General features: G+C 65.6%; 23 protein-coding genes and 1 pseudogene. 11 read left to right on the forward strand and 13 right to left on the reverse strand.

All coding sequences use genetic code 11. The annotated features are described in order from the left end of the window. Nucleotides 1-6: 6 nt before the first annotated feature. Genes I3K84_RS04700 through I3K84_RS04740 form a run of 9 tightly spaced genes read right to left on the reverse strand, consistent with a single transcriptional unit; the run spans nucleotide 7 to nucleotide 7,659 of the window. Nucleotides 7-2,886, reverse strand: coding sequence for a conjugative transfer ATPase (locus tag I3K84_RS04700; protein ID WP_196995596.1), 2,880 nt, complete (start codon nucleotides 2,884-2,886; stop codon nucleotides 7-9). Then, nucleotides 2,886-3,317: a TIGR03751 family conjugal transfer lipoprotein gene (locus I3K84_RS04705; protein WP_034036946.1), complete on the reverse strand. Its 432-nt coding sequence runs from the start codon at nucleotides 3,315-3,317 to the stop codon at nucleotides 2,886-2,888. Before I3K84_RS04705 ends, I3K84_RS04700 begins: the two co-directional genes overlap by 1 nt. Next, entirely contained in the window at nucleotides 3,298-4,719 is a 1,422-nt protein-coding gene (locus tag I3K84_RS04710) for a TIGR03752 family integrating conjugative element protein (protein WP_034036945.1), read from the reverse strand. The genes I3K84_RS04705 and I3K84_RS04710 overlap by 20 nt, the downstream gene beginning before the upstream one ends. Next, entirely contained in the window at nucleotides 4,709-5,596 is an 888-nt protein-coding gene (locus I3K84_RS04715) for a TIGR03749 family integrating conjugative element protein (RefSeq protein ID WP_196995597.1), read from the reverse strand. Before I3K84_RS04715 ends, I3K84_RS04710 begins: the two co-directional genes overlap by 11 nt. Next, on the reverse strand, nucleotides 5,593-6,282 hold the full coding sequence (locus tag I3K84_RS04720) for a PFL_4703 family integrating conjugative element protein (RefSeq protein WP_032958271.1): 690 nt from the start codon (nucleotides 6,280-6,282) through the stop codon (nucleotides 5,593-5,595). The genes I3K84_RS04715 and I3K84_RS04720 overlap by 4 nt, the downstream gene beginning before the upstream one ends. After that, nucleotides 6,279-6,689 carry a TIGR03750 family conjugal transfer protein gene (locus I3K84_RS04725; RefSeq protein WP_020649417.1) on the reverse strand — a complete coding sequence of 137 codons (411 nt, stop codon included), beginning with the start codon at nucleotides 6,687-6,689 and terminating at the stop codon, nucleotides 6,279-6,281. Before I3K84_RS04725 ends, I3K84_RS04720 begins: the two co-directional genes overlap by 4 nt. A gap of 6 nt (nucleotides 6,690-6,695) precedes the next feature. Next, the gene (locus I3K84_RS04730; protein WP_034036942.1) at nucleotides 6,696-7,055 is read right to left on the reverse strand and encodes a TIGR03745 family integrating conjugative element membrane protein; all 360 of its coding nucleotides are present in this window, start codon (nucleotides 7,053-7,055) and stop codon (nucleotides 6,696-6,698) included. Between the two features lie 23 nt (nucleotides 7,056-7,078). Then, nucleotides 7,079-7,312: a TIGR03758 family integrating conjugative element protein gene (locus I3K84_RS04735; RefSeq protein ID WP_009463356.1), complete on the reverse strand. Its 234-nt coding sequence runs from the start codon at nucleotides 7,310-7,312 to the stop codon at nucleotides 7,079-7,081. Continuing rightward, the gene (locus tag I3K84_RS04740) at nucleotides 7,309-7,659 is read right to left on the reverse strand and encodes an RAQPRD family integrative conjugative element protein (RefSeq protein ID WP_164133164.1); all 351 of its coding nucleotides are present in this window, start codon (nucleotides 7,657-7,659) and stop codon (nucleotides 7,309-7,311) included. Before I3K84_RS04740 ends, I3K84_RS04735 begins: the two co-directional genes overlap by 4 nt. A gap of 219 nt (nucleotides 7,660-7,878) precedes the next feature. On the opposite strand from I3K84_RS04740, the gene I3K84_RS04745 reads away from it, so the two are divergent. Beyond that, nucleotides 7,879-8,079, forward strand: a complete 201-nt coding sequence (locus tag I3K84_RS04745) for a helix-turn-helix domain-containing protein (RefSeq protein WP_009463360.1) — start codon at nucleotides 7,879-7,881, stop codon at nucleotides 8,077-8,079. Nucleotides 8,080-8,090: 11 nt separating this feature from the next. Here I3K84_RS04745 and I3K84_RS04750 read toward each other — a convergent pair whose 3' ends face one another. Beyond that, nucleotides 8,091-9,209, reverse strand: a complete 1,119-nt coding sequence (locus tag I3K84_RS04750) for an IS630 family transposase (protein WP_231403305.1) — start codon at nucleotides 9,207-9,209, stop codon at nucleotides 8,091-8,093. A gap of 89 nt (nucleotides 9,210-9,298) precedes the next feature. Between I3K84_RS04750 and I3K84_RS04755 the strand changes: the two genes are divergently transcribed. After that, complete coding sequence (locus I3K84_RS04755) at nucleotides 9,299-12,181, forward strand: SNF2-related protein (RefSeq protein WP_196995598.1); 2,883 nt, start codon at nucleotides 9,299-9,301, stop codon at nucleotides 12,179-12,181. Continuing rightward, nucleotides 12,178-13,134: pseudogene (locus tag I3K84_RS04760) on the forward strand (ABC transporter); the annotation flags it as partial. The gene I3K84_RS04755 and the pseudogene I3K84_RS04760, both read left to right, overlap by 4 nt. Nucleotides 13,135-13,262: 128 nt before the next feature. Here the strand turns inward: I3K84_RS04760 and I3K84_RS04765 are convergent. The 3 genes from I3K84_RS04765 to cobA form a co-directional block, all read right to left on the reverse strand. Then, nucleotides 13,263-14,351 carry an IS5-like element ISDisp1 family transposase gene (locus tag I3K84_RS04765; protein WP_011803559.1) on the reverse strand — a complete coding sequence of 363 codons (1,089 nt, stop codon included), beginning with the start codon at nucleotides 14,349-14,351 and terminating at the stop codon, nucleotides 13,263-13,265. 491 nt (nucleotides 14,352-14,842) lie between these two features. Continuing rightward, a complete protein-coding gene (gene rng / locus I3K84_RS04770; RefSeq protein ID WP_011805165.1) occupies nucleotides 14,843-16,330 on the reverse strand; it encodes a ribonuclease G in 1,488 nt (495 codons plus the stop codon). Between the two features lie 76 nt (nucleotides 16,331-16,406). Further along, the gene (gene cobA, locus I3K84_RS04775) at nucleotides 16,407-17,231 is read right to left on the reverse strand and encodes a uroporphyrinogen-III C-methyltransferase (RefSeq protein WP_041835984.1); all 825 of its coding nucleotides are present in this window, start codon (nucleotides 17,229-17,231) and stop codon (nucleotides 16,407-16,409) included. Between the two features lie 210 nt (nucleotides 17,232-17,441). Between cobA and I3K84_RS04780 the strand changes: the two genes are divergently transcribed. From I3K84_RS04780 to I3K84_RS04815, 8 genes are read left to right on the forward strand one after another with little or no spacing between them, the layout of a single operon-like run. Continuing rightward, complete coding sequence (locus I3K84_RS04780) at nucleotides 17,442-19,166, forward strand: nitrite reductase (RefSeq protein WP_011805163.1); 1,725 nt, start codon at nucleotides 17,442-17,444, stop codon at nucleotides 19,164-19,166. 19 nt (nucleotides 19,167-19,185) lie between these two features. After that, nucleotides 19,186-19,530 (forward strand): cytochrome c, encoded by a 345-nt coding sequence (locus I3K84_RS04785; protein ID WP_196995600.1) that lies wholly within the window; start codon nucleotides 19,186-19,188, stop codon nucleotides 19,528-19,530. Beyond that, on the forward strand, nucleotides 19,527-20,741 hold the full coding sequence (locus I3K84_RS04790) for a cytochrome D1 domain-containing protein (protein ID WP_196995601.1): 1,215 nt from the start codon (nucleotides 19,527-19,529) through the stop codon (nucleotides 20,739-20,741). Before I3K84_RS04785 ends, I3K84_RS04790 begins: the two co-directional genes overlap by 4 nt. A 3-nt stretch (nucleotides 20,742-20,744) precedes the next feature. Further along, nucleotides 20,745-21,791 (forward strand): Lrp/AsnC family transcriptional regulator, encoded by a 1,047-nt coding sequence (locus tag I3K84_RS04795; protein WP_196995602.1) that lies wholly within the window; start codon nucleotides 20,745-20,747, stop codon nucleotides 21,789-21,791. Then, on the forward strand, nucleotides 21,778-22,260 hold the full coding sequence (locus I3K84_RS04800) for an Lrp/AsnC family transcriptional regulator (protein ID WP_196995603.1): 483 nt from the start codon (nucleotides 21,778-21,780) through the stop codon (nucleotides 22,258-22,260). Before I3K84_RS04795 ends, I3K84_RS04800 begins: the two co-directional genes overlap by 14 nt. Further along, nucleotides 22,250-22,732 (forward strand): AsnC family transcriptional regulator, encoded by a 483-nt coding sequence (locus I3K84_RS04805; protein WP_011805158.1) that lies wholly within the window; start codon nucleotides 22,250-22,252, stop codon nucleotides 22,730-22,732. The genes I3K84_RS04800 and I3K84_RS04805 overlap by 11 nt, the downstream gene beginning before the upstream one ends. Before the next feature lie 2 nt (nucleotides 22,733-22,734). Further along, on the forward strand, nucleotides 22,735-23,955 hold the full coding sequence (nirJ, locus tag I3K84_RS04810) for a heme d1 biosynthesis radical SAM protein NirJ (protein WP_172206950.1): 1,221 nt from the start codon (nucleotides 22,735-22,737) through the stop codon (nucleotides 23,953-23,955). After that, entirely contained in the window at nucleotides 23,948-25,648 is a 1,701-nt protein-coding gene (locus I3K84_RS04815) for a cytochrome D1 domain-containing protein (RefSeq protein WP_231403411.1), read from the forward strand. Before nirJ ends, I3K84_RS04815 begins: the two co-directional genes overlap by 8 nt. The last annotated feature ends 45 nt before the right edge of the window (nucleotides 25,649-25,693 follow it).

The raw sequence follows: 25,693 nt of genomic DNA on the forward strand, positions 1-25,693 counted from the left end.
CTCCGGTCATTTCGGCAAGAACAGCGGCGGCGATGCGATGCCACGCGCCTGGTCGATCTTCTCGGCCACCTTGAAGGCGGCATCCAGTTCGCCGATGCCGTACTGGCGCATGAGCTGGTAGCGCTCGGCCTTCTCTTCCGGTTCGGTCTGCGCAAGGGCCAGATAGAGGCTGGGCGGCACGGCGCGGAACAGCACTTCCATCGACTTGGACAGGATGACGCCCTCGCTGAACTTGCCCGCCTCCTTGCGCGCGGACAGCATCAGCGCCTTCTGCGCGGGTGAAAGTTCGCGGAACCGGGCGATCTTCTCCACCTCGTCGGGCGGCATCGACAGGCAGATCCACCACTCGATCATGTTGAGCATGGGCTCGGCGGCCTTGGGCAGGTCGTCGATGTTCTGCGTCGCCAGCCAGTACCACGCACCGAGCTTGCGCCACATCTTGGTGATCTTGACCACGTAGGGCGCGAGCAGCGGGTTCTTGGTGATGATGTGGCCTTCGTCGGTGACGTTGATGATCGGCCGGCCCAGGAACTGGTCGCGCTCGGCGATGTTGTTCACCGTGTTGATCAGCGAGATATAGGCGATGGAGAGCTGCGCGTTGTAGCCCTCGCGCGCGAAGGTGGCCAGATCCACGATGGTGATGTCCGCCTCGGGCCAGGGCGTGCCCGGACGGTCGAACATCTCGCCGTCCGCGCCCTGGCAGAGCATGTCCATCGCATCGGCCATCTCCAGCAGCCGCGCGCGCCGGGCATCCGGCAGGTTGGCGTCGCGGGCGCGTTCGCGCAGCGCGTCGCGCACGTCGCGGGTGAGCACCGTGCGCGCCTGTGCCACGCAGCGCTGGGCGGCGTCCAGGATGCACTGGCGAATCAGGCTGCGGTCGGCGCGCGTCATGCGCGCTTCCTCCTTGTCCTCGCCGCCGGTGATCATCAGCCGGGCGGTGATTTCGAGTTCGCCGAGCACGTCGCGCTGGTCATCCCCGTCGTCGGCCTGATGGGTGTCGCCGTCCTCGTCCAGAGCGTCGGCATCCAGCGTCTGCACCTGGCCCGGCGTATCGACCAGGCGCCAGGCATCGGCGAATGGCGCCAGGCTCACGCCCGAGCCGGGTGCCAGCTTCACGCGATGCACGCTCAGGCCCAGCCGCGCGGCGAAGTCACCGAACAGGCCGAAGCTGTTGCCGGCCTCGACGATGAACAGCCTGGGCCGGTAGATCGCCGTGACCTGGTTGAGGATGTTGTTCAGCGTGGCGCTCTTGCCGGAGCCGGTCGGGCCGAAGAGGAACAGGTGGGCGTTCATCTGCCGGTCGAGCCGGTTCAGTGGATCGAAGGTGATCGTGCCGCCGCCCCGGTTGAAGAAGGTGATGCCCGGATGGCCGGTGCCCTGGCTGCGCCCCCACACCGGCGCCAGATTGGCCGCGTGCTGCGCGAACATCAGTTGCGTGTACCACTGCCGCTTGTCCGCCGCCGGGTCGAACAGGCAGGGCAGCCAGCGCAGGTAGGTGTTGAGCGGGGCCACCTCGTCCTCTTCGCGCACCGGCTGCAAGCCCGCATTGAGCATGACATTGACCAGTTGCAGGCCGCGGGCGTCGAGCTGCGCCATGTCGCGGCCGCGCAGGTAGAACGCCAGCGTGCCCCGGTACAGCTTGTGCGCGCTGCCGATGAGGCCGCGGGCCTGCTGCACGTCCTGGCGCGCCTGCTCGCTGGCGAGCGTTTCGCCGACCGCCTTGCGGGCCAGGTGGTTGAGGTGCGCCTCCAGCACATCCTGCGGCGTGGCGACCAGGGTCAGGCACATCACCGTGTCCTCGGGCATCTGGTCGAACAGCGCGTTCATCGCATCGCCGCCCTTGTGCGTTTCGCCGGTCACGTGTCCGGTGGCGGGCGGCGAGCGCAGGCGGTCCATGACGATGACCCGGTGCGGCATGCTGTCGAAGAACCACAGGCCGTTGGCGACATCCGAGCGCGGCTGGCCGAAGAACAGGCGTTGCGCGAAGTCGCCGCTGGCCAGTTCGATCTCACCCTCTTCCCGTTCCTCGGGGTAGCGGGCGAGCGCGTAGAAGCGTTCCCGGTCTTCGGTCGTGCTGCCCAGCGCGCCGGGATTCGGGTTGAACCAGCGCAGCAGCCAGTCGTGAATGTCCGCCGCGCCAAGGCGCCGGGCCTTGACGCCGGCATTCGCCAGGCCACCGACCAGGCGGTCGCAGATCGTCGCCAGGGCCTGCTCGGGCGATTGCCCTCGCCGGGCCGATGCGGCGTCCGGGGTGCGCCGATAGACCACCATGCGCACGCGCCGGGTCTGGCCGCGCCACGGCAGGCGTGTGACCGTGGTGTCCTCGAACAGGCCGCCCGGCTTGGCGATCGCGCGCAGATGGTGACCGAAGAAGCGCAGATAGAACTCGCTGAACGCGCTGCCCTGCGCGCGTGGATGCAGGTATGCCCCCAGCGTGCGCAGGTAATGGTCCCAATCGGCTTCGTCCTGCGCGTAGAGCTGCACCACCCACGGGTTCTCGTCCAACTCGTCGAAGGAGTCCTGCAGCGCATTCTCCAGGGCATCGCGGGCCTGCCACAGCCAGGCGGCCTCGCGCCCTTCGGTACCGATCGGCTGCAACTCGAAGAATGCCGCCACCGATTGGCCATCTTCGAGCAGCATGCACTGCGTGCCCGGCAGGTACTCGACCCAGGGCAGCAGGTCGGCGAAGGACGGCGCCACGTCGTAGAGCGCCGCGTGGTCGGACTGCGTCGCGGGTCGCCGATGATGCCGCCCAGGGGCGGCGCCAGGTGCCTCGATGCCGTGCGCGGCAAGGCGGGCGACATGCTGCGCCCAGGCGTTCGGCTCGATGTCGGCCTGGACTGGCCCGGGGGGCGGGCGACGCAGCCATGGCAGTCGCCAGCCCATCAGTAGTCCTCCAGCCGCTCGCCGGGCATTGCGTACTGCACGCGCTGGTAGAGCGGGAAGACGGTGCTGTAGCCGGGCACCGGTACCGGGTCGGAGCCGGCCAGATGCGGAAAGACGTACATCACCAGATCGGGGTTCGGCAGTCGATGGAACTGTCGCTGGATCTCGTTCTCTGCAGTGCGGGTGTAGGCCGCGTTCCGGGCGGGCGCCGCGAGGGTGTCAGCGTCGGTCAGCGGGCGGCGCAGGTCCTGGCGTGCGTCGAGCAGCAGGCGGCCGGCCTGGCCTCGGCTGTAGCCGCCAGTCTCGTGCTGCCAGATGTCCAGCATGGTGTGCTCGCCCCGGGGCAGCAGCTTTTCCGAACTGGTGGCACAACCCGCGAGAACGGCGGCGGCGAGCAGGACAAGGGGGCGGTCAATCCAGGTCCGACGCATGCGCTTCTCCCATGAGGTGATTCACCCGGCGCCCCTTGGCGTCGTGGTCGATGGCGATCGGCTGCTCCAGGTGCACGGCCACCCTGGCGCCGGGCTGCACGTAGACCGCCGCGAAGGCCTGGCCGTAGAGCTTGTTGACCCAGTCGGCCATGTCGCGCACGCCACCTGCCAGGATGCGGCCCATGGCCTCGTTGCCCGAAATGCCGACCGTGCCCAGCGAACCGCTGTTGTTGGCGACCACGGCCACGCTGCCGTTGTCGGACTTGATGAGCGAGGCGGCGCCTGCGCCGGCCGCGGTGATCAACGCCTGCGATCCCAGGTACTGCTGGGCATTGCTGCGGCGCTCGCCCGAGACGCACGGGATGCCGTAGGGATCGCTGATCCAGCCCAGGCCATCCAGCAGACTGGTGCTGTTCTGGCTTCGACTGCGCTTGCCGTCGTCTTCCGGCACCGTGCGGATGGTGCCGTCGCTGAACACGAAGGTGATGGAGCGGACCTGCCCACGCACGCACGAGAGCGTCCAGTCGCCCGAGGCCGTGCCGCTGACCACCGCACCGGCCACGTCGGGAATCTCGATGCCGTTGGCCGCCAGGTTGTCGGCCCCGATCAGCACCTTGAAGGGAAACGGGTCGTTGACGGTGCCGTCGATGGGAATGCGCCCGATCAGCGCGGTCATGGCGACCGAGCCCATCAGCGTGGCGTTGGTGGGCACCGTATAGACCGCCTGGGTGGTGCCGGCAACGGTCTGCGCCGGCCTGTCGCTGACGGCCTCCGTCGCGGCCGTCAGCCCCGGCGAGGCTGGGCCGAAGCTGGAGGGAAATCCCGGCAAGCGCTGGCCGCCGGCCGAACCGCCCTTAGGATCGGGCCGGGCGTCATCCGGTTCGATCCAGCGCATGCCGCCATCCTTGAGCGGCCCGCCGTCATGCCCGTCCAGTCCAAGGCCGATCGGTAGGTCGGCGGCATCGCCCTTGCCGGACAGCCCGTCCAGGCGGCGCTGCAATTCCTGCATCAGCCCTTGCGTCTGCTGCCGGTCGCTGGCGGCCTGGGTGCGCTCCTGTTCCAGGCGGCGGCGTTCGCTGTCGAGGGCGTTCTGGATGCGCTGGTCGATCGCGCCCTCGCGGGTACGCAGGCGCTCGTTCTCGGCCTTGTGCTGGCGGTTGTCGCTCAGCGCGGTCTGCAGTTCGGTGCGGAGCTGCTTGACCTGCGCGACCAGGGTGGCGACGGTATCGCGCGGGGTGTCGCCCGCGATGCCGAGCGCCTTCATTTCCTCGGGAGTGAGCTGTCCGGGGGCATCCGGCTTGCCAGGCGCGGCGTCGCCGCCCGAGAACAACCTGGCGCCGACGAACACCAGCAACAATGCCATCGGAATCAGCAGCCACTTCAACAGGGGATTACTCCTCATCGGACGTCCTCCCCGCAGCGGCGGCCGGCGGCAAGTTCGTGCCGGCATCGATGGGACTGAGCACCGGCATCAGGGACTCGGCCAGGCCACGGCCGCGCGTGACCAGGTAGACCACTGTGGTGTCGGTCGAAGTGCCCGCCGGCCCCAGGTCGGGATGCTGGAAGGTCGCGGCCACGAAGTCGCCTTGCAGCACCCTTGGATCGAGATCGATACGGTGAGGCGAGGTGTTGGTCAGGCGCACCGCGGTGACCCACTGGTCTTCGAGTCGCCAGGCCGCCAGCGCCCGCGCCTTCAGCGGCAGCGTTGGCAGCAGTGTGTCCAGCGCGAGCGGGCGCCGCAGCGGCACGCGCCCGATGCCGGCCACGGGCTCGACGGTGCGCAGCGGTGCGTAAAGGTTCTGCGCCGCGTAGCGCGTCAGGACAACGGTTATCGGCGTTTGCCGACTCCTCGCGGGTCGCACTGCTTGGGTTGGACCGGCGGCAGTGTCACCGCCGGCCTCCGCAGCGGCGTCCTGCAGGACGATGCGTACAGGCTCCAGCGGCTGCTCGCCTTCCCCGGCGTCCGTGGCTGCGATGTCGACCAGCACGATGGCGCCGGATTCCACGTCCTGCAGTTGCAGCCGCGTCGGCGCGATGGCCTCGCTGGCGCGCAGGTAGATGGCTCCACCCGCACTCTGCACGCGCAGCCGCTCGCCCAGGCTCGGGGGCAGGCCGACACGCACGTTGCGGTCGATGAAGACCACGCGCTCCTGGCCGACGACCAGCGGGACGGCCAGCGGTAGCCGCTGCCAGCGCAGGATCTCGATGGCATGGCTGTCCGGCACCAGGCCGAAGCCGAGGGCCAGGCTCGCCACGATGGTGAAGACGTGGTGTTTCATGGGTTGCCTCCCTGCGAAAGGCCGCCGCCGGGCGTGCCGGACGGAGGCACTGCCGGCGACGGTGCCTCAATCCGCTGCGGCGCGCCGTCATAGCAGTCCAGCGCAAGGCCGAAGGGGTTGTGCTGGGGATCGACGTCCAGCCGCACCACTTTCAGCGGATAGCGCACCAGGGCCCGCTTGACCTGCTCGGCGCCGTAGTACTCGTCCGCGCTGACATCGAGCGTGACGATCCAGTCGCGGCTGGAAACCGTCTTTACCCGCATCGTGGGGTTGTCGCCAAAGCCGCGCCCCGGAATCTCGTAGATGCCACGCACCCGCTGGCGCAATTCGCCACTGCTGCGCCGGTGCTCGTAGTCCTGGCGCAGGAAGGCCTGGCAGGCCGGTGTGAAATAGGCCGACAGCGCGTGGAGGTTGCGCGGGTAATCCTGTTCGCCATCCGTCGGCCAGCGCTGGACCTGCTGCCAGACGTAGAAGGCGAACGCATAGACATTCTCGGGCGGCACATCCCACCAGGCGCGGGTGCTGCCCGAGCGCAGATCGGGGGGCACGTGGATCGTCAGTTGCCTCGGCGCACTCCACCAGCCGAAACCGAGCAGCAGCGCCACCACGAACAACGCACCGGCGCCCAGGCGCAGCGTGCGCACATGGGCCTGCAGGTGATGGACTTCATTCCTGAAACGGCTCATGAGGCGGCTGCTCCGCGTGAGCGCCGGGTGGTCCAGTACCCAGACCGCGTGATGAGACGGTGCCCACCGAGCCAGGACGCTGCCAGCGGATGGCGCAGCGCCAGGCGCCACTGCAGTTGCCGGTACAGCCAGATGTCCGGGCGGCCGCGCTTCTGCCGGCGCAGGAAGCCGCCACCACCGAACACGCCAGCCGCCACGCCGGCCACGATCAGGGTCGGCACCATGGCGACGCTGTGCGTGGCCCAGGCCAGCGGCACGCCGGCGATGAACCCCGCCACCGCGGACAGACCGGCGCAGATCCAGAGTTCGTCGGCGGTCAGGCCCCTCACCACCACGGGCTGGCGGTTCAGCCTGTGCGGCAGGAAGGTCACCAACCCGTCACGCGCGATATCGTTCAAGGCAGCCATCGCCGCTCAGAGCACGCCAGTGGCCTTGGTCAGCAGCCAGATGCCGACCACCAGCAGGATCGCACCCACGGCCACGGTGAGGCCGAACTGGCCCCAGGTGGCGCGGCCGGTATGGATTTCCGAGTAGCGTGTATAGGCGTGGTAGCACACGCCGACGAACATCGAGGCGACCACCAGCAGCGCAATCAGCAGCACGATGTCGTAGCCGTAGTTCTGCAGCGTCTGCATGATGCCGCTGCCCTGGCCGCGCGAGGGGTCCTCGATGGTCGGCAAGCCCTGCGCCCGGGCCGCCAATGGCAAACCCATCAGCATCAATGGCGCGAGGATCGTGGTGGCAACGCGATGGGGAATCGGATGGGTCTTCATGGCGGTAGGGCCTTTCGTGGTGGTCAGGACAGGAGGAAATAGGTCAGCACCAGGTACATCGCGACGAAGCGCACGACGACACCCAGGAACTGACGCTGGGACAGGCGCTGCTCGGCCCAGCCGGTGTAGGCGGTACGCATGGCCCACACGCCCCACAGGAGCAGGACGGCGAACACCAGACCGAGCACCACCGTGGCCACGGCGGCGGGGGCGAAGCCGCCATTGGCCTGGAAGGCGCTGACCTGGGCGGCGTTCATTGGGGTGCCTCCTGGTCGGAGGGCGGGCTGGACTGGCGGTAGTCGCCGGACAGCTCGACCGGATCGCGCGGCTGGGCGCGCGGCGGCGTCAGGTAGTCCTGGATGCCGGCCCGAACGCGCTGGAGGTCCTTGCGCAAGCGGGCATGGTCGAAGTGGTAGCGGGCGCGCTCCTGCGGAGCGGTGAGGGCGGCGTGCTCGGCCTGGCGATCAATCAGGTCGATCTGGCGAACCAGAGCCGCAAGCTGCTCGCGCTCGATGGCATCGTCTGACGCGGTGGCGGGTTGCCCGGCCGCAAGCAACATGGCCAGCAGCGACCATGCGAGCGTGTAACGGTTGGGTTGCGCCATCGAGCCATTCCCGTGAATGCGGATGGCCAGATGCTGTTCCGTCGCCGGCTTCGGTGCCGCCGTGAATGCGAAATGCGGTTCGACCGGATTCCATCCGATAGCTGCGCATTCGGGGCTGGATGCAGCCGCCGATGATTGGTCATCGGCCGGGGTTCGTTGGTAGAATTGAGCAAACTTGGCAAGCGAAGGCTATGAAAGATCAACCGAGACGGTTTTCAGATGACTGACGCCGAAAGCGAAATCCTGACGCTTGAAGAGGTCGCGGCATACCTAAAAGCTGGTAAGCGGACGGTCTATCGCCTGGCTCAAAGGGGAGAGATCCCGGCGTTCAAGTTGGGAGGGACGTGGCGTTTCCGGCGATCCGAGCTGGATCGCTGGATTGCTAGCAGCATTAGCAAGATGAAACCGGAGACGGACTGAGTCTGGAAAGGCTAGTGTAGTGTTGCATTCTGTTTGGAACTTAATCGGCTATTGGCGCGGATGACCTTTTGCAGGATGTCGCGAGCGTTCTTGGTCCAGATGAACGGCTTGGGGTTGGTGTTGTGATGCGCGATGTACTCATCGATGGCCGAGACGAGTTCGGGCACGCTGGTGAACACCCCGCGGCGTAGCCGGTTCTCGGAGATGTCGCGAAAGAAGCGCTCGACCATGTTCAGCCACGATGCCGAGGTCGGCGTGAAGTGCATGTTGAATCTGGGGTGCTTGGCCAGCCACTCCTGCACAGCTGGATGCTTGTGCGTGGCGTAGTTGTCGGCGATCAGATGCAGCGTCTTGTCCTTGGGCGTCTCCCGATTGATTTGACGCAGGAACTTCAGCCACTCGATGTGGGTGTGGCGCTGCTGGCACTGGCCGATGACCTGACCGTTGAGCACGTTGAGCGCAGCGAACAAGGTGGTTGTGCCGTTGCGCTTGTAGTCGTGCGTCATGGTGGCCGCGCGCCCCTTCTTGAGCGGCAGCCCGGGCTGCGTTCGGTCCAGCGCCTGCACCTGGCTCTTTTCGTCGCAGCACAGCACCAGCGCATGCTCGGGCGGCGACATGTAAAGCCCCACGATGTCTTCGAGCTTTTGCACGAACTGCGGATCGCGCGAGACCTTGAAGCCGCGCACGATGTGAGGCTTGAGACCGTGGGCCTGCCAATGGCGCATCACGGTGCTGGCGCTGACGCCCAACTCAGCGGCCATCGTGCGCGTGCTCCAGTGCGTGGCCGCCTCGGGCTTGGTCTGTGTGGTTAGCTTCACAAGCTTGGCCACATCCACCTTCACCGGCGGTGCGCCGCGCGGCAAGTCGCGCTCGATACCTTGCAGCCCCAATTGCAGGTAGCGTTCACGCCAGCGCGCCACCTGCACGCGCCCAATGCCAAGCTGCTCGGCAATATCCTTGTTTTGCAGCCCCTGCGCGGCCAGCAGCACGATCTGGGCGCGCTGGGCCAATCTGACGCTGGTGCGCTTGGAGCGCGCCAGCCGGCTCAGCTCGCTTTCCTCTTCATCCGTCAACACAATCGTCGGGGCAACTCGCAATTTTTCACTCCAATGCAAACCGTAGTAGAGCATTGGAGCGTGGTTGCTCAATTAAGTTTCATTAAGAATCAAACACTACACTAGCAGCCGACTACGCCTGAGACATAAGGGGGAGACCGCAGTTGACGACAACACAGCTCTTGACACCGCATCAACGTCAGTACGTTGCGTGGCTGCTCACGCGCCGTGCGGCGGGCGATTCCGTGGAATCGCTGGCTTCAACACTGGTCGACTCGCAGGTTGATCTCAATCCACATCAAGTGGATGCCGCTCTCTTCGCCTGCCGCAATCCCCTTTCGCGCGGTGTGCTCCTCGCTGACGAAGTGGGGCTCGGCAAGACCATTGAAGCAGGGTTGGTCATCTCTCAGCGTTGGGCCGAGCGACGCCGCAAGATTCTCATCATCGTCCCGGCCAACCTGCGCAAGCAATGGCACCAGGAACTGCAAGACAAGTTCGGCCTGCAAGGATTGATTCTCGAAGCCAAGAGCTACAACGCAATCCGCAAGCAGGAGCGACAGAACCCTTACCTGTTCGCCTCCGGTCCGGTCATCTGCTCCTACCAGTTCGCCAAGTCCAAGGCTGACGATGTCATGAGCATTGACTGGGACTTGGTCGTCCTAGACGAAGCGCATCGCCTGCGCAACGTCTACAAAACTAGCAACGTCATTGCCAAAACACTCAAGGAGGCGTTGTCGCACGTTCACTCCAAGGTGCTTCTGACCGCAACGCCGTTGCAGAACTCGTTGCTCGAACTCTATGGGCTGGTCAGCTTCATCGATGATCGCGTGTTCGGAGACCTTGACAGCTTTCGCTCGCAATTTACTGGCCGGGAACAGGCCTTCAACGCCTTGCGTGACCGACTGGCCCCCATCTGCAAGCGCACTCTGCGCAAACAGGTTCAGCCCTATGTGTCGTATACGGCGCGCAAGGCCATCATCCAGGAATTCACGCCGTCAAACGAAGAGCAGGAACTGTCCAGACTCGTCGCTGATTACTTGCGTCGCCCCAACCTGAAGGCCATGCCCGAGGGGCAGCGCCAGCTGATTTCACTGGTGCTATGGAAGTTGCTCGCGTCCAGCTCGCACGCCATCGCAGGCGCGCTGGAGACGATGGCCAAACGGCTTCAGGGAGTGCTTGACGAAACTGCCGAGATTCCCGATCTGGCCGAAGAACTCGACGAGGACTACGAGTCGCTGGACGAAACCGCTGATGAGTGGAGCGAGCAGGAAGCCGCTTCTACGACGCCGAGCCGCTCAGAGCGGAATGCCATCGCGCAGGAAATCGAAGAACTTCGCCACTTCAAGGCGCTGGCAACCAGCATCCGCGACAACGCCAAAGGCAAGGCGCTGCTCACTGCGCTGGATCGCGCCTTCGCCGAGCTGGACCGGTTGGGCGCGGCCAGAAAGGCCATCATCTTCACCGAGTCCAAGCGCACACAGGAGTACCTCCTCAGCTTGCTGGCTAACACGCCCTACGGCGACGGCATCGTGCTCTTCAACGGCACGAACAGCGACCAGCGTGCGCAGGCGATCTACAAGGACTGGCTCAAACGCCACGAAGGCACTGACCGCATCACCGGCTCCAAGACCGCCGACACTCGTGCGGCACTGGTTGAGCACTTCAAGGAGCGCGGCAAGGTCATGATTGCCACCGAAGCAGGCGCCGAAGGCATCAACCTCCAGTTCTGCTCGCTCGTCATCAATTACGACCTGCCGTGGAACCCTCAGCGCATTGAGCAGCGCATCGGGCGCTGCCACCGCTACGGTCAGAAGCACGACGTGGTGGTGGTGAACTTCGTTGATCTCAGCAACGAGGCGGACAAACGCGTCTACGAATTGCTGGCGCAGAAGTTCCAACTTTTCGAGGGCGTGTTTGGCGCCAGCGACGAAGTGTTGGGCGCTATCGGTTCGGGCGTCGATTTCGAGCGACGCATCGCTGATATCTACCAAAACTGCCGAGAGCCCGAGGAGATTAAATCCAGTTTCGAGCAACTCCGACTTGACCTTTCGGGAGAGATCAGCGACGCCATGGTCAAGACGCGTCAGCTCCTCTTGGAGAATTTCGATGAGGAAGTGCAAGCCAAGCTCCGTGTCCGCGCGGAAGATAGCCACAGCGCCCGGAGCAGATTCGAGCGGATGCTGATGGAGCTAAGCTGCGCGGAACTGGGCGAATTTGCCAGCTTCGATGACGACGGTTTCCTCCTGCAGCGTGTGCCGGACGGCATTGATTCCAGTGCACGCGCTGGAATCGAGCTGGGACGTTATGAGTTGCCCCGTCGCTCCGGCGACGCACACCTGTATCGAATCCATCACCCGCTGGCTTCATGGGTCACCGAGAAGGCCAAGGCCCGTACGCTTGAAGGTGCGAAGCTCGTGTTCGACTACGACGCATACGGTACCAGGGTGAGCACCCTGGAGCCTTATCGCGGCAAAGCGGGATGGCTCACACTGAAGCTGATCGAAGTCGATGCGTTGAGCAACCAGGAGCAGCACCTGCTGGTAACGGCCATCACGTCGGATGGCATCACTCTGCTGGAAGACGATCCCAGGAAGCTACTGCGCCTGCCCGCCGTTGCCCAGCCGCCCAGCCTGCTCAGCAGCGGGGTCGACTCCGCACTGGCGTCCGACGTCGAAGCCCGCAAGGCCGAGCTGCTGCGCGAGATCAATCAGCGCAATCTCGGTTACTTCGAGCAAGAAGTACAGAAGCTGGATGCGTGGGCTGACGACCTGAAGTTGGGCCTTGAGCAGGAAATCAAAGAGATCGACCGGCAAATCAAGGAGGTGCGCAGCACTGCCGCCACCGCGCCGACGTTGGAAGAAAAGCTGTCCTGGCAGAAGAAGCAACGGGAGCTTGAGGGCAAGCGGAGCAAGCTCCGCCGCGATCTGTTCTCCCGGCAGGACGAAGTGGAAGCACAGCGCAACGGGCTCATCGGCCAGTTGGAATTGCAGCTTCAACAGCAAGTGGAGGAGCGCATGCTGTTCACCATCGAGTGGGAACTGAAATGATGACAAAAAGAGAGATTTCTCGGGGTGCAATTTGGAGGCAGTGGGACCTGCATGTCCATACGCCCGCATCATTCCATTGGTCGGGAGAGAGGTTCGAAAACGACCTCTCCTCTGCGGCAAGCAAGAAGCTGGTCGATGAAATGATCGAGGCCATGAACAAGGCAGAACCTGCTGTGTTCGCGATCATGGACTACTGGACATTCGATGGCTGGTTCGCGCTGAAGCAACGACTCTCTGACGCGGACGCGCCAAAGCTCACAAAGAAGGTCTTTCCCGGGATTGAGTTGCGGCTGTCAGCGCCCACTGAAAAGCGGCTGAACGCGCACGTCATATTCTCAGACGAGATCGCCGATCAACATCTGAAGGATTTTCTTGCCAATCTCAAGATCGAGCGCCTTGATCGCTCCGTATCCAAGGACGCACTTGTAGATCTCGCTCGCGCGACTGCCGCCGATATGCTGGCAAAGAAGGGGCACAAGAAGGAAATTGTCGAAAGCGACTACGCGGATGCGCTGTTGGCTGGGTACAAGTTGGCTGAAGTAAAAACGGAGAGCTACAAGAACGCGATTGCACGTGTTCCGAATGAGTTCGCGATTGGGTTCATGCCATACGACACCAGCGACGGGCTTACAGAGGTTAAATGGGAACAGCACTACTCCTACTTCCTCGGGCTCTTTGAATCGTCACCTATCTTCGAGTCCAGGAATTTGGACCTGAGAACAGCTTTCCTGTGTGAGAAGACATCGACCAACCACGCCTGGATCGATAATTTCAAGCACGGGTTGAAGGGTATCCCCAGGCTCGTGGTGGCAGGCAGTGACGCTCATTGCTTTGTTGGCGCCGCCGGGAATGATGACAAGCGGGGCTACGGTGACTTCCCTTCAGGGAAAAGAACGTGGATCAAGGCCGACCCAACGTTCCACGGCCTTAACAGGCCGTTGAAAAAGTGCTTTTCGAACGCATCAGGGACGCTGAGTGCGAAGACACGAGCTGCCCAGACGCGTCTGCGCAGCGATTGCAACGGCCCATCTGGCCGGTTTGCAGGCCCTCCCGCCCATTTCGGGCGCACGTATCCCTGGGCTCACGCATGATGCGCGTCCCACCAGCCGCCGATGCTGCCCATTCGCACAAGGTTGTAGGTGGCAAAGCACAGCAGCGCCTGGCCCGTGAGCTTGGCCTGACCGATCAGCTTGGTCTTTGCCAGACCACCGACGGTCTTGATCCAGCCAAAGGCCTCTTCGATGCGCTTGCGCACCTTCAGGCTGGTCTTGTAGCCCTCGTGCCGTGTCACTCGCGCATCCACCGCCGAGTGTTTGTCCTTGGCCGCCACGTGGGGCGTGACTTTGAGCTTTCTGCAGCCTTTGATGAAGGCCTTGCTGTCGTAGCCCTTGTCGGCACCGACCGTGGCCCGTTTGTTCCTGTTGCCCCGACGCTCCAACATGGCCAGCGCCGCCTCGCGCTCGGCCGTGCCGCTGGCGTGGGTGATCTCGACATCCACGATCAGCCCGTTGCGGTTCTCCATGAGGATGTGCCCCATGTGGCACAGGCGGGATTTGTCGCCCTGGCTCTTCTTGAACAGCCGGGCATCGGCGTCCGTGGTGCTCTCGTGGGTGTCGTTGCAGCGCTCCTGCCCCTTGAAGTCCACCTCGGGGTTGCGCCCAGGCGGCGTGCCGCTGTCGTCGTCTTTGCGCTTGAAGCTCTTGTGCGAGGCCCAGGCGTCAATGAGCGTGCCGTCCACGCTGAAGTGCTCGTCGCTGGCGAGCTTGCCCCACTGGGCACTGAGCTTGACGCGCTCGAAGAAGGCGCGGGCGAGGTCTTCGTTGAACAGACGTTCGCGGTTGGCGCTGAAAGTGGAGTGGTCCCAGACCTTGTCTTCGATGTTCAGGCCCACGAACCAGCGGTACAGCAGGTTGTAGTTGATCGCTTCGACCAACTGGCGCTCGCTGCGGATGGAGAACAGGATCTGCAGCAGCAAGGCCTTGAGCAGCATCTCCGGTGGCACCGATGGGCGGCCACGGCGGGCGTACACCGCTTCGAACTCGCGGTTCATGGTTGCCAGCAGCGCATCAACCACCGCGCGCAACTTGCGCAGCGGGTGTGCCTGCGGCACGCGCTCTTCAAGGCTGATGTAGCTGAACATCGCCCCCTGGAAATCTTGACTGCCTCTCATCGTCCTCGTCTGGGTCGTTCACCGATGGCTTCAGATCGTAGCGGCCAACGCGGGCGTCGGCGGGGGATTTTTCAACGGCCTGTTAAGCCCAAACAGGCCGCCGCGCTTATCCAGCAAGCGCTAGCAGCTCATCATTCAATAGCACCCAGGAGCGTTGCCTCCTGGCGCACGCAATCGACGGCGAGCGACGTAGCGCATGGCGCGGGCCAGCACCTGTGACACCCCGTGTGGCACACAGGTGCCGCGGAAAGTCGCGCCACTGCGCCGCGCAGCCGAGCAAGCCGTGGGGCAGTACGGCGGACGCCAACATTGCCCGCCCGCCAACGCCGGAACACCTGGGGAGCACGAGAGGGGATCGTATTCACCTCGACCTTTCCGCCGTCGACCGGCACGGGCGACAGACGCGGCGCACCCTGGCTCACGACTTTGGTATGTTTTTGATAGCTGCTAGCGCCCGCCCCACAAGCGCCAAAGGCCAATTTGACCTCAACTCACAACAGCACAATGTCGTACTGCGCCTGGCCCATGGCGCTTTCGGCCTGCAGGGAGATCGGCTTGCCAATGAAGTCCGACAGGCCCGCCAGGTGCTGGCTCTCCTCGTCCAGGAACAGCTCCACCACGCGCGGGGACGCCACCACGCGGAACTCGCGTGGATTGAACTGGCGCGCCTCGCGCAGCACCTCGCGCAGGATGTCGTAACACACACTGCGCGCGGTCTTCACCTGGCCCGCGCCCTGGCACGTGGGGCACGGCTCGCACAGCATGTGCGCCAGCGATTCGCGCGTGCGCTTGCGCGTCATCTCCACCAGGCCCAGCTGTGAAAAACCGCCCACCATGGTCTTGACCCGGTCGCGCGCGAGCTGCTTGCGGAACTCCGCCAACACCGCGGCCTGGTGGTCCTCGCGCAGCATGTCGATGAAGTCGGCAATGACGATGCCGCCCAGGTTGCGCAGGCGCAGTTGCCGCGCGATGGCGCCCGCGGCCTCCAGGTTGGTCTTGAAGATGGTGTCGTCGAAGTTGCGCGCGCCCACGTAGCCGCCGGTGTTCACATCGATGGTGGTCAGTGCCTCGGTCTGGTCCACGATGAGGTAGCCGCCCGACTTGAGCTGCACGCGCCGGCCCAGCGCCAGGGCGATCTCCTCGTCGATGGAATACAGATCGAAGATGGGGCGCTCGCCCTTGTACAGCTGCAGCTTGGCTGCGGCCGCAGGCATGAATTCATTGCCGAACGCCTTCAGCGCCACGAACTGCTCGCGCGAATCGATGCGGATGCTCTGCGTTTGCTCGCCCGCCAGGTCGCGCAGCACACGCTGCAGCAGGCTCAGGTCCTGGTACAGCAGTGAGGTGGGCGGATGCGTCAGCGCTGCCTGCCGGATGCCTGCCCAGGTCTTGCGCAGGTAGGCGATGTCTTCGGCCAGCTCTTCGTCGCTGGCGTCCTCACCATTGGTGCGCAAAATGAAGCCGCCGCCGTTGCCCGATGCCTGGTCATCCACCAGCTTCTGCAACCGCGTGCGCAAGGCGTCGCGCTCGGCCTGGGGAATCTTCTGCGACACGCCCACGTGGTCGTCCTGCGGCAGGAAGACCAGCAGCCGCCCGGCGATGCTGATCTGCGTGGACAGGCGTGCACCCTTGCTGCCGATGGGGTCCTTGATGACCTGCACCATGAGCGCCTGGCCCTCGAAGACCTGCTTCTCGATGGGCACGGGCGGTTCGTTCTTGCGCGCGAACATCGGCGCCTCGCCGCCTTCCTGGCGGTGCCACACGTCCGCCACATGCAGAAAGGCCGCACGCTCCAGCCCGATGTCGATGAAGGCCGATTGCATGCCCGGCAGCACGCGCGAGACCTTGCCCAGGTACACGTTGCCGACCAGGCCCCGCTCCAGCGTGCGCTCCACGTGCAGTTCCTGCACGGCGCCGTTTTCGACCACGGCCACGCGCGTTTCCTGCGGCGACCAGTTGATGAGGATGTCTTGTTGCATGGGCTTTTGCCAGATGAGGCGCCCATGATGCCTCAGAACCAGCGCTGCCCGCCGCCATACCGGCGGCCGGCGCCCGTCACACCATCGTCGCCAGCATGCCCTGCATGAGTTGCGGCTGCAGCGCCACCACGTCGCCCACGATGATGAGCGCAGGGGGACGCACCCGGTGCTGCTGCGCCAGCGCGGGCAGGTCCTGCAGCGTGCCGGTGATGCAGCGCTGCCCGGGCAGCGAGGCTTGCTCCACCAGCGCTGCGGGGGTGCGGTCCGGCAGGCCGTGGCGCACCAGTTCGCGGCAGATGATCGGCAGCGTGCCCATTCCCATGTAGATCACCACGGTCTGGCGCGGGCGTGCCAGCGCCTCCCAGTCCAGCGCCACTTCGTTGTCGCCGCGCAGGTGGCCGGTGGCAAACACCAGGGTCGCGGAGTGGTCACGGTGCGTGAGCGGGATGCCGGCGCAGGCGCCCGCACCCTGCGCGGCCGTGATGCCCGGCACCACGTCGAACGCGATACCGGCCTCGGCCAGCGCCTGCACCTCTTCGCCGCCACGGCCGAAGATGAAGCCATCGCCGCCCTTCAGGCGCACCAGGCTACGCCCGCTGCGCGCCAGGCGCACCATGAGGTCGATGATCGATTCCTGCGGCAGCGTGTGGTGCGAGGACTGCTTGCCCACGTAGATCAGGTCGGCATCGTCAGCCACGTAGCGCAGCACCTCCTTGCCGACCAGGTGGTCGTAGAGCACCAGGCGCGCGCCGCGCAGGGCCTTGACGGCGCGCAGCGTGAGCAACTCAGGGTCGCCCGGGCCTGCGCCCACCAGTGTCACGTGTCCAGGCTTCGGGGGCTGTCCGGACTCTCCTGCTGCGGGTGCCACGGTGAACCAGCGCGCATCTTCAATGAAGCTCATATGGGCCTCTCCTTTGCGGATCATGGGGTGGCTCCATTGTTCAAAGGCTGCACCGTTTGCGTCCTTGAACCAGTTCAAGGACAGCGGCAACACCCGCTGCGACGATGCTCCCACTCGCATGAAGAGGGGATGGACAGCGACCTCGCGAGAGTGGCCGTGGCAGCCGCCAGGGCCCACCCAAGCGCTGATCCGTGACGCAGAGGACCCACAATGACAGCAAAGAGGATCGCCAGGCTGGTCGCATTAGCGGCCGCCACCCTGGTGTCTGCCACCGCTATGGCGCAGGACGCCAAGCCAGTCTCGGAGGCCGAGAAAAACTACCAGGCAGGCGGATCGCCGCTGGCGGAAGTGCCCATGTACCAGAGCACGAACCCCAAGGCACCCAAGATGACGCAGGCCGAGTTCGACCGCGCACGCCAGATTTACTTCGAGCGTTGCGCGGGCTGCCACGGCGTGCTGCGCAAGGGCGCCACGGGCAAGCCGCTCACACCGGACGTGACCCTGCCCAAGGGCACGGACTACCTCAAGGTCTTCATCGCCTACGGCTCGCCTGCCGGCATGCCCAACTGGCAGACGTCCGGCGAATTCGACGAGGCGACCGTGGACCTGATGGCCCGCTACATTCAGCAGGACCCTCCCACACCGCCCGAGTGGAGTCTGGCCGACGCCAAGAACACCTGGAAGGTCATCGTGCCGCCAGACCAGCGTCCCAAGAAGAAGATGAACAAGTACAACTTGGACAACATCTTCTCCACCACGCTGCGCGACACGGGCGAAGTGGCGCTGATCGATGGCGACACCAAGCAGATCATCAACATCGTCAAGACCGGCTACGCGGTGCACATCTCGCGCATGTCGGCTTCGGGGCGTTATCTGTTCGTGATCGGCCGCGACGCCAAGATCAACATGATCGACCTGTGGATGGAAAAGCCCGACAACGTGGCTGAAATCCGCGTGGGCCTGGAAGCACGCTCGGTGGACACCTCCAAGTTCAAGGGCTATGAGGACAAGCTGGCGATCGCCGGTGCATACTGGCCTCCCCAGTACACCATCATGGACGGCAACACCCTGGAGCCCCTGAAGATCGTGTCCACCCGCGGCATGGTCGTCGGCACGCAGGAATACCACCCCGAGCCGCGCGTGGCTTCCATCGTGGCATCGCACTACAAGCCCGAGTTCCTGGTGAACGTGAAGGAAACCGGCAAGACGATGATGGTGGACTACTCCAACCTGAATGCGCTGAAGACCACCGAGATCGGCTCGGCCCCCTTCCTGCATGACGGTGGCTGGGATGCATCCAAGCGCTACTTCATGGTGGCTGCCAACAACAGCAACAAGATTGCTGCGATCGACGCCAAGGACGGCAAGCTGGCCGGTCTGACCGAAGTGGGCAAGATCCCCCACCCCGGCCGCGGCGCCAACTTCACGCACCCCAAGTACGGTCCGGTGTGGGCCACGGGTCACCTGGGCGACGAGACCATCTCGCTGATCGGCACCGACCCGCAGAAGAACAAGCAATACGCCTTCAAGGAAGTGGCCAAGCTCAAGGGCCCGGGCGGCGGAGCGCTGTTCATCAAGACCCATCCCAAGTCCAAGCACCTGTGGTCCGACGCACCGCTGAATCCTGATCCCAAGGTTTCGCAAGCCGTGGTGGTGTTCGACATCAACAACCTGGACAAGGGCTACGTCACGCTGCCGATCGCCGAATGGGCAGGCCTGCCCGATGACGGTGGCGCCAAGCGCGTGACCCAGCCTGAGTACAACAAGGCAGGTGACGAAGTGTGGTTCGCCGTGTGGTCGGCCAAGGACAAGCAAAGTGCGCTGGTCGTCGTGGACGACAAGACGCTCAAGCTGAAGTCCGTGATCAAGGATCCGCGCCTGATCACGCCGACCGGCCACTTCAACGTGTACAACACCCAGCACGACGTCTATTGACGCACTTCGAAGGCCAGCCATGTCACGCACCGCGTTCCTGTCCCTGGTCCTGGCATTGGCCGCTTCGGCGGCCGGCGCACAGGGCACGCCCGACCCTGACCGAGCCGCCCAGCTCGTGCGCATGGTGCGGCAGGACTGCGGTTCGTGCCATGGCATGCGCCTGACGGGCGGCCTGGGTCCCGCGCTCACCCGCGAGGCCCTGGCCGGCAAGCCGCCCGAGTATTTGGCTGCCGTCATCACCCACGGCATCCCCGGAACACCCATGCCGCCCTGGAGCGCCATGCTGCAGGGAAGCGAGGCCCTGTGGATCGCCGAACAGCTGGCCAATGGGTTCCCCGAAGAAAACAGGAGGTCCGCCCCATGAAACGGCGTGCCCTGCTCTCCCTTACCGCCAGTGCACCCCTGATTGCCACGGGCTGTGCGGCTCCCTCTTCCACCACCTCCACATCCGCCGCTCCTGCAGCCACGCTGCAGGGCACGGGCGATCTAGGCGTGGTCATCGAGCGCGCCAAGGGCGCACTCACCCTGATCAACACCAGCCGGCGCGAAGCCGTGGGCCGCGTTACCGGCCTGGGCGACCTGTCGCACGCCTCGGTGGTGTTCTCGCGTGACGAGCGCTTTGCCTACGTCTTCGGCCGCGACGGCGGCCTGACCCAGGTAGACCTGCTCACCCAGCGCATCACGAACCGCGTGATGCAGGCCGGCAACTCCATCGGTGGCGCCATCAGCGCCGACGGCAGCCTGGTCGTGGCGCAGAACTACACGCCCGGCGGCGTCAAGGTCTTCGACGCCGCCACCCTTGAGTTGCTGGCCGACCTTCCCGCCCACACGGCCAGCGGCGAACGCTCGCGCGTCGTCGGCCTGGCCGACCTGCCGCAGCGCCGGTTCATCTACAGCCTGTTCGACGCGAACGCCATCTGCATCGCCGACTGCTCCAACCCCCGAAAGCCGCAGGTCACCACCATCCCCAACATCGGCCGCCAGCCCTACGACGCACTGGTCTCGCCCAACGGACGCCACTACATCGCCGGCCTGTTCGGTGAAGACGGCCTGGCCATGGTGGACCTCTGGGACAACCCGCCGCGCGTGCGCCGCATCCTCGCAGGCTACGGCCGCGGCCAGCAACCGCTGCCGGTGTACAAAATGCCCCATCTGCGCGGCTGGGCCATCGCGGGAGGCCATGCCTATCTGCCGGCCATTGGCCGCCATGAGGTGCTGGTGGTCGACACCGCCACCTGGGCCGAGGTCGGCCGCATTCCGGTCGCGGGCCAGCCGGTGTTCGTGATGGCGCGGCCCGACGGACGTCAGGTGTGGGTCAACTTCTCTGTGCCAGACTACAACCGCGTGCAGGTCATCGACACTCCGAGCCAGCGCGTGGTGCAGACGCTGGAGCCCGGCAAGGCCGTGCTGCACATGGAATTCACGCCGCGCGGCGAATCGGTCTGGATCAGCTGCCGTGACGACAACCGCGTTCAGGTCTACGACACGCACACCTTGCAGTCCCAAGCCAGGCTGGACGTGGACGCCCCCAGCGGCATCTTCTTCACTGCCCGCGCACAGCGCATGGGGTTCTAAGCCATGCCGAGCAGCCAGAACGCAACCCACCTCGCGCTGCTCAACCACTGGCAGCGCGGCTTTCCCTTGTGCGCCGAACCCTTCGCGGCCATCGGCCATAGCCTGGGGATGGATGCCGAGGCCGTGCTCAGCGGCTACGCACGGTTGTGGCAGGCGGGCGCGCTCAGCCGCATCGGCGCGGTGTTCGCGCCGGGCGCGGGGGGCGCCTCCCTGCTGGCGGCCATGGCCGTGCCGCCCGAGCGGCTCGACGACGTGGCCGCCACGGTGTCGGCCCACCCGGGCGTCAACCACAACTACGAGCGCGAGCACACCACCAACCTGTGGTTCGTGGCCACCGGCCATGACGCGGACCAGGTAGAGCGCCTGCTCCAGTCCATCGAGCACACCACCGGCCTGCCCGTGCAGCGCCTGCCCATGCTGCGCCCCTACCGCATCGACACCGCCTTCGACCTGGAGAGGACGTCCGCAGGCGTGGGGGACGGCGTCGGCACCACGGGCCCCACGGGCCGCGCACGCACCCCCCTGGCACCCGAAAACTGGCCCCTGGCCGCGCTGGCCGAGCAGGGCCTGCCGCTGACCGAGCGGCCCTATGACGTATGGGCCGACCAGCTTCACAGCAGCACGCCCGCCGTGCTGGCCACCATTGCCCGCTGGCAGGACGAAGGGCTGCTCAGCCGCTTCGGCGTGGTGGTGCGTCACCATGAACTGGGCTACACAGCGAATGCCATGGCCGTGTTCGACGTGCCGGACGACCACGTGGACACCCACGGCATGGCCCTGGCCCATGCGCACGGCGTAACGCTGGCGTACCGCCGTGCGCGCACGTCAGACTGGCGCTACAACCTGTACTGCATGGTGCATGGGCGCGACCGCGCAGCGGTGCATACCCAGCTGGCGCAGGCCGTGGCCCAGGCGGGCCTGGCCACTTGCCCCAGCGCCGTGCTGTTTTCGTTACGGCGCTTCAAACAGACGGGTGCGCGGCGGTTTGCCCACCATGCGCCCCATGCCATTCCCGAACCCATGCAGGAGGCCGTCGATGCTCTCCCCTGAAGACGCTCGGCTGATCGACCACCTGCACGGCGGCTTTCCGCTGGTGGACCACCCTTTCGCCGCCGTCGCCGCCGACATCGGCTGGACCGAAGAGCAGGTCATCGAACGCCTGCACCGCCTGCTCGCCCAGGGTGTGCTCACGCGCTTCGGCCCGCTGTTCCAGATCGAACGCGCAGGCGGCCAATTCGTCCTCGCGGCCATGGCTGTGCCCGAGGATCGTTTTGACGCCGTGTGCGCTGCCGTCAATGCCTTCACCGAGGTGGCGCACAACTACCGCCGCGAGCATGCGCTGAACATGTGGTTCGTGGTGGCGGCCGAGTCCCCCGCGCTGGCGCGCGAGACCCTGGCACGCATCGAAGACGCGACTGGCCTGCCGGTCTACGCCTTTCCCAAGGAAGAAGAGTATTTCGTGGAGTTGCGCCTGCCGCCCCTGCCGGCGCAGCCCACCGGAGAACACCATGGCGCTTGATGCCTTCGACCGTGCGCTGATCGCCGCCACGCAGGGCGGGCTGCCGCTGGTGGCGCGCCCCTACGAAGCCGTGGGCGCCATGCTGGGCGTGCCTGGCGAGCAGGTGCGCGAGCGCCTGGCCCGGATGATCGACGAGGGCCTGGTGCGCCGCATCGGCGCGGTGCCCAACCATTACCGCCTGGGCTACACGGCCAACGGCATGAGCGTGTGGGACGTGGACGATACCCAGGTCGCCGCGCTGGGCCGCCAAGTCGCCGCGCTGCCGGGCGTGAGCCACTGCTACCGCCGCCCGCGCCACCTGCCCCACTGGCCCTACAACCTGTTTGCCATGCTGCATGGCCCCAGCCGCGCGCATGTCGAGCAACAGGCCGAGCAGATTGCCGGCCTGCTGGGCGATGCCTGCCGCGCCCACGACATCCTGTACTCCACGGCCATCCTCAAGAAGACCGGCCTGCGCCTCAAGGAAGACTGACCATGTTTCGCATCAGCCAGTACCTGCGTGAACTCGCCCAGGCCCAAGCCACCGGAACCTACCCCACTTCGCGCGAACGGCACGCGCGCGGCCCCGTGGTCATCTGGAACCTGATCCGGCGCTGCAACCTCACCTGCAAGCACTGCTACGCGCTATCGGCCGACCACGACTACGCTGGAGAGCTGTCGTTGCAAGAGGTATACACCGTCATGGACGACCTCAAGGCCTTCGGCGTGCCGGCGCTCATCCTCTCGGGCGGCGAGCCACTGCTGCGCCCCGACCTCTTCGAGATCGCGGCGCGCGCGCGTGACCTGGGCTTCTATACCGGCCTTTCGACCAACGGCACGCTGATCGACGCGCCCATGGCCGCGCGCATCGCTGGCGCGGGATTCGACTACGTGGGCATCAGCCTGGATGGCCTGAAGCCCACGCATGACAAGTTCCGCCGTCTGGACGGTGCGTTCGACCGCAGCCTGGCCGCCATCCGCCACCTGGCCACGCACAACGTCAAGGTGGGCCTGCGCTTCACCATGACAGCGCTGAATGCACACGATCTGCCCGCACTGCTGCAGCTCATGAAGGACGAGGGCGCCAACAAGTTCTACTTCTCGCACCTGAACTACGCGGGGCGGGGCAACATCCACCGCGACAAGGACGCGCACCACCAGGCCACACGCCAGGCCATGGACCTGCTGTTCAACCATGCCTGGGCCGATGCCCAGGCCGGCAGCCTGGACGACTACGTGAGCGGCAACAACGATGCTGACGGTCCCTATTTGCTGCAATGGGCGCGCGAGCACCTGCCGCAATGGGAAGACGCCTTGCGCCAGCGCCTGGTGGCCTGGGGCGGCAATGCCAGCGGCCAGATGGTGGCCAATATCGACAATCTGGGCCATGTGCACCCCGACACCATGTGGTGGCACCACGACCTGGGCAGCGTGCGCGAACGCCCCTTCTCGCAGATCTGGAACGACATCAGCGACCCGCTCATGGCGGGGCTCAAGCAGCACCCGCGCCCTGTCCAGGGCCGCTGCGCCAGTTGCCAGTACCTCACGATCTGCAATGGCAACACCCGCGTGCGCGCACAGCAGCTCACGGGCAACCCCTGGTTCGAGGACCCCGGCTGCTACCTCTCCGATGCCGAAGTGGGCGCCTCCAGCACGCCCTTCGAGTCCCCCGCCAAGCATGAGCGCCGTCGCACGATCGAGATTGCCCATGCGTAAACTAGAAACACCTTTCCCTGAGCGGCTACGCCGCTTCCCCCTTCTCTGCGCTATCGCGAAAAAGGTGGATACCGCCGCGGCGAAGCGGCCCTTGCGCGGCAGCCGCTGGTCTGGACCGAGCCGTTATCTGGCGGCCTTGGGTCTGTTCTGGCTCACGGGCCTGCACGCCCAAACCACCGAAGCCCTCCAGCCCAACGCCCCCGCTCTGTACCAGCAGCACTGCGCTGTATGCCACGGCGCGCAGCGCACCGGCATCATGGGCCCCGCACTGCTGCCCGAGAGCCTGGAGCGTGTGCGCCCCGCCGAGGTGTTGCGCGTCATCCAGCAAGGGCGCCCCGCCACCCAGATGCCCGGGTTCTCCGAGCAGTTGGGCGACGCGGAGATTCGCGCCCTGGCCGCGTGGGTACGTACCCCCGTGGTGCCCGCGCCGCGCTGGGGCGAGGACGATATCCGGGCGTCGCGCACGTTCACGCCCGTGCCCGACGATGAGCCCGCCAAGCCGAAGTGGAATGCGGACCCGATGAACCTCTTCCTCGTCGTGGAAGGAGGCGACCACCATGTCTCGCTGCTCGACGGCGACCGCTTCGAGGTCATCACGCGCTTTGCCAGCCGCTATGCGCTGCATGGCGGCCCCAAGTTCACGCCGGACGGGCGCTACGTGTTCTTCGGTTCGCGCGACGGCTGGATCACCAAATACGACCTGTGGCGCCTGCGCGTGGTGGCCGAGGTACGCGCGGGCCTGAACATGCGCAACGTGGCCGTGAGCGGCGACGGGCGCTGGGTGATGGCCGCCAACTACCTGCCCCACACGCTGGCGCTGTTCGATGCCGATCTGAACCTCGTGCAGACATACGCCGCAGCCACGCTCGACGGCAAGGCGAGTTCACGCGTTTCGGCCGTGTACGACGCCACGCCGCGCAAGAGCTTCGTGGTGGCGCTCAAGGACATCCCCGAGCTCTGGGAAATCTCGTACGACCGGAACGCGGCCCCCATCTACGATGGTCTGGTGCACGACTACAAGATGGGAGAGGCCATCGCCAAGCCCGGCTACCTGGGCGTGCGGCGCACCCCCCTGAGCGAGCCGCTGGACGACTTCTTCTTCGACCAGTCCTACCGCCACGTACTCGGCGCCACGCGCCCGCGCAGTGGCGCCGACGAACGCGCAAGCGCACAGGTCGTGAACCTGGACATCCGGCGCAAGGTGGCCGATCTGCCCATCGCCGGCATGCCGCACCTGGGCTCGGGCATCACCTTCGCCTGGGGCGACACCACCGTGCTGGCCAGCCCAAATCTGGGCGGCGGGGCCGTGGACGTCATCGACATGCAGACCTGGAAGACGGTACGCACCATCGCCACGCCCGGCCCGGGTTTCTTCATGCGCAGCCATGAGGACACGCCCTACGCCTGGACCGACTCCATGATGAGCCCCACGGCCAAGGACACTCTGACCATCATCGACAAGCGCACGCTGCAGCCGGTGGCCCAGGTGCGCGAGCCCGGCAAGACGCTGGCGCACATCGAGTTCACCCGCGATGGCCGCTACGCCCTCGCCAGTGTCTGGGAAATGGACGGCGCACTGGTGGTCTACGACGCCGCCAGCTTCAAGGAAGTCAAGCGCCTGCCCATGAAAAAGCCCGTGGGGAAATACAACGTCTGGAACAAGATCACCCGCAGTGAGGGCACATCGCACTGAACGATTTGGGGTAGATCAAGTCAAAGCCTAGGGGTATCCCCTGTA

This window comes from Diaphorobacter sp. JS3051 (genome assembly GCF_015832135.1).
Lineage (GTDB): Bacteria > Pseudomonadota > Gammaproteobacteria > Burkholderiales > Burkholderiaceae_C > Diaphorobacter > Diaphorobacter nitroreducens.

Bases quoted from the DNA above. Each gene is read 5' to 3' on its own strand.
- I3K84_RS04805 (WP_011805158.1), top strand. From the start codon at position 22,250: ATGGCGCTTGATGCCTTCGACCGTGCGCTGATCGCCGCCACGCAGGGC.
- I3K84_RS04710 (WP_034036945.1), bottom strand. From the start codon at position 4,719: ATGAGGAGTAATCCCCTGTTGAAGTGGCTGCTGATTCCGATGGCATTG.
- cobA (WP_041835984.1), bottom strand. From the start codon at position 17,231: ATGAGCTTCATTGAAGATGCGCGCTGGTTCACCGTGGCACCCGCAGCA.
- I3K84_RS04715 (WP_196995597.1), bottom strand. From the start codon at position 5,596: ATGAAACACCACGTCTTCACCATCGTGGCGAGCCTGGCCCTCGGCTTC.
- I3K84_RS04780 (WP_011805163.1), top strand. From the start codon at position 17,442: ATGACAGCAAAGAGGATCGCCAGGCTGGTCGCATTAGCGGCCGCCACC.
- I3K84_RS04740 (WP_164133164.1), bottom strand. From the start codon at position 7,659: ATGGCGCAACCCAACCGTTACACGCTCGCATGGTCGCTGCTGGCCATG.
- I3K84_RS04815 (WP_231403411.1), top strand. From the start codon at position 23,948: ATGCGTAAACTAGAAACACCTTTCCCTGAGCGGCTACGCCGCTTCCCC.
- I3K84_RS04730 (WP_034036942.1), bottom strand. From the start codon at position 7,055: ATGAAGACCCATCCGATTCCCCATCGCGTTGCCACCACGATCCTCGCG.
- I3K84_RS04790 (WP_196995601.1), top strand. From the start codon at position 19,527: ATGAAACGGCGTGCCCTGCTCTCCCTTACCGCCAGTGCACCCCTGATT.
- I3K84_RS04795 (WP_196995602.1), top strand. From the start codon at position 20,745: ATGCCGAGCAGCCAGAACGCAACCCACCTCGCGCTGCTCAACCACTGG.
- I3K84_RS04700 (WP_196995596.1), bottom strand. From the start codon at position 2,886: ATGGGCTGGCGACTGCCATGGCTGCGTCGCCCGCCCCCCGGGCCAGTC.
- I3K84_RS04800 (WP_196995603.1), top strand. From the start codon at position 21,778: ATGCTCTCCCCTGAAGACGCTCGGCTGATCGACCACCTGCACGGCGGC.
- nirJ (WP_172206950.1), top strand. From the start codon at position 22,735: ATGTTTCGCATCAGCCAGTACCTGCGTGAACTCGCCCAGGCCCAAGCC.
- I3K84_RS04725 (WP_020649417.1), bottom strand. From the start codon at position 6,689: ATGGCTGCCTTGAACGATATCGCGCGTGACGGGTTGGTGACCTTCCTG.
- I3K84_RS04785 (WP_196995600.1), top strand. From the start codon at position 19,186: ATGTCACGCACCGCGTTCCTGTCCCTGGTCCTGGCATTGGCCGCTTCG.
- rng (WP_011805165.1), bottom strand. From the start codon at position 16,330: ATGCAACAAGACATCCTCATCAACTGGTCGCCGCAGGAAACGCGCGTG.
- I3K84_RS04735 (WP_009463356.1), bottom strand. From the start codon at position 7,312: ATGAACGCCGCCCAGGTCAGCGCCTTCCAGGCCAATGGCGGCTTCGCC.
- I3K84_RS04765 (WP_011803559.1), bottom strand. From the start codon at position 14,351: ATGAGAGGCAGTCAAGATTTCCAGGGGGCGATGTTCAGCTACATCAGC.
- I3K84_RS04705 (WP_034036946.1), bottom strand. From the start codon at position 3,317: ATGCGTCGGACCTGGATTGACCGCCCCCTTGTCCTGCTCGCCGCCGCC.
- I3K84_RS04720 (WP_032958271.1), bottom strand. From the start codon at position 6,282: ATGAGCCGTTTCAGGAATGAAGTCCATCACCTGCAGGCCCATGTGCGC.
- I3K84_RS04750 (WP_231403305.1), bottom strand. From the start codon at position 9,209: ATGCTCTACTACGGTTTGCATTGGAGTGAAAAATTGCGAGTTGCCCCG.
- I3K84_RS04745 (WP_009463360.1), top strand. From the start codon at position 7,879: ATGACTGACGCCGAAAGCGAAATCCTGACGCTTGAAGAGGTCGCGGCA.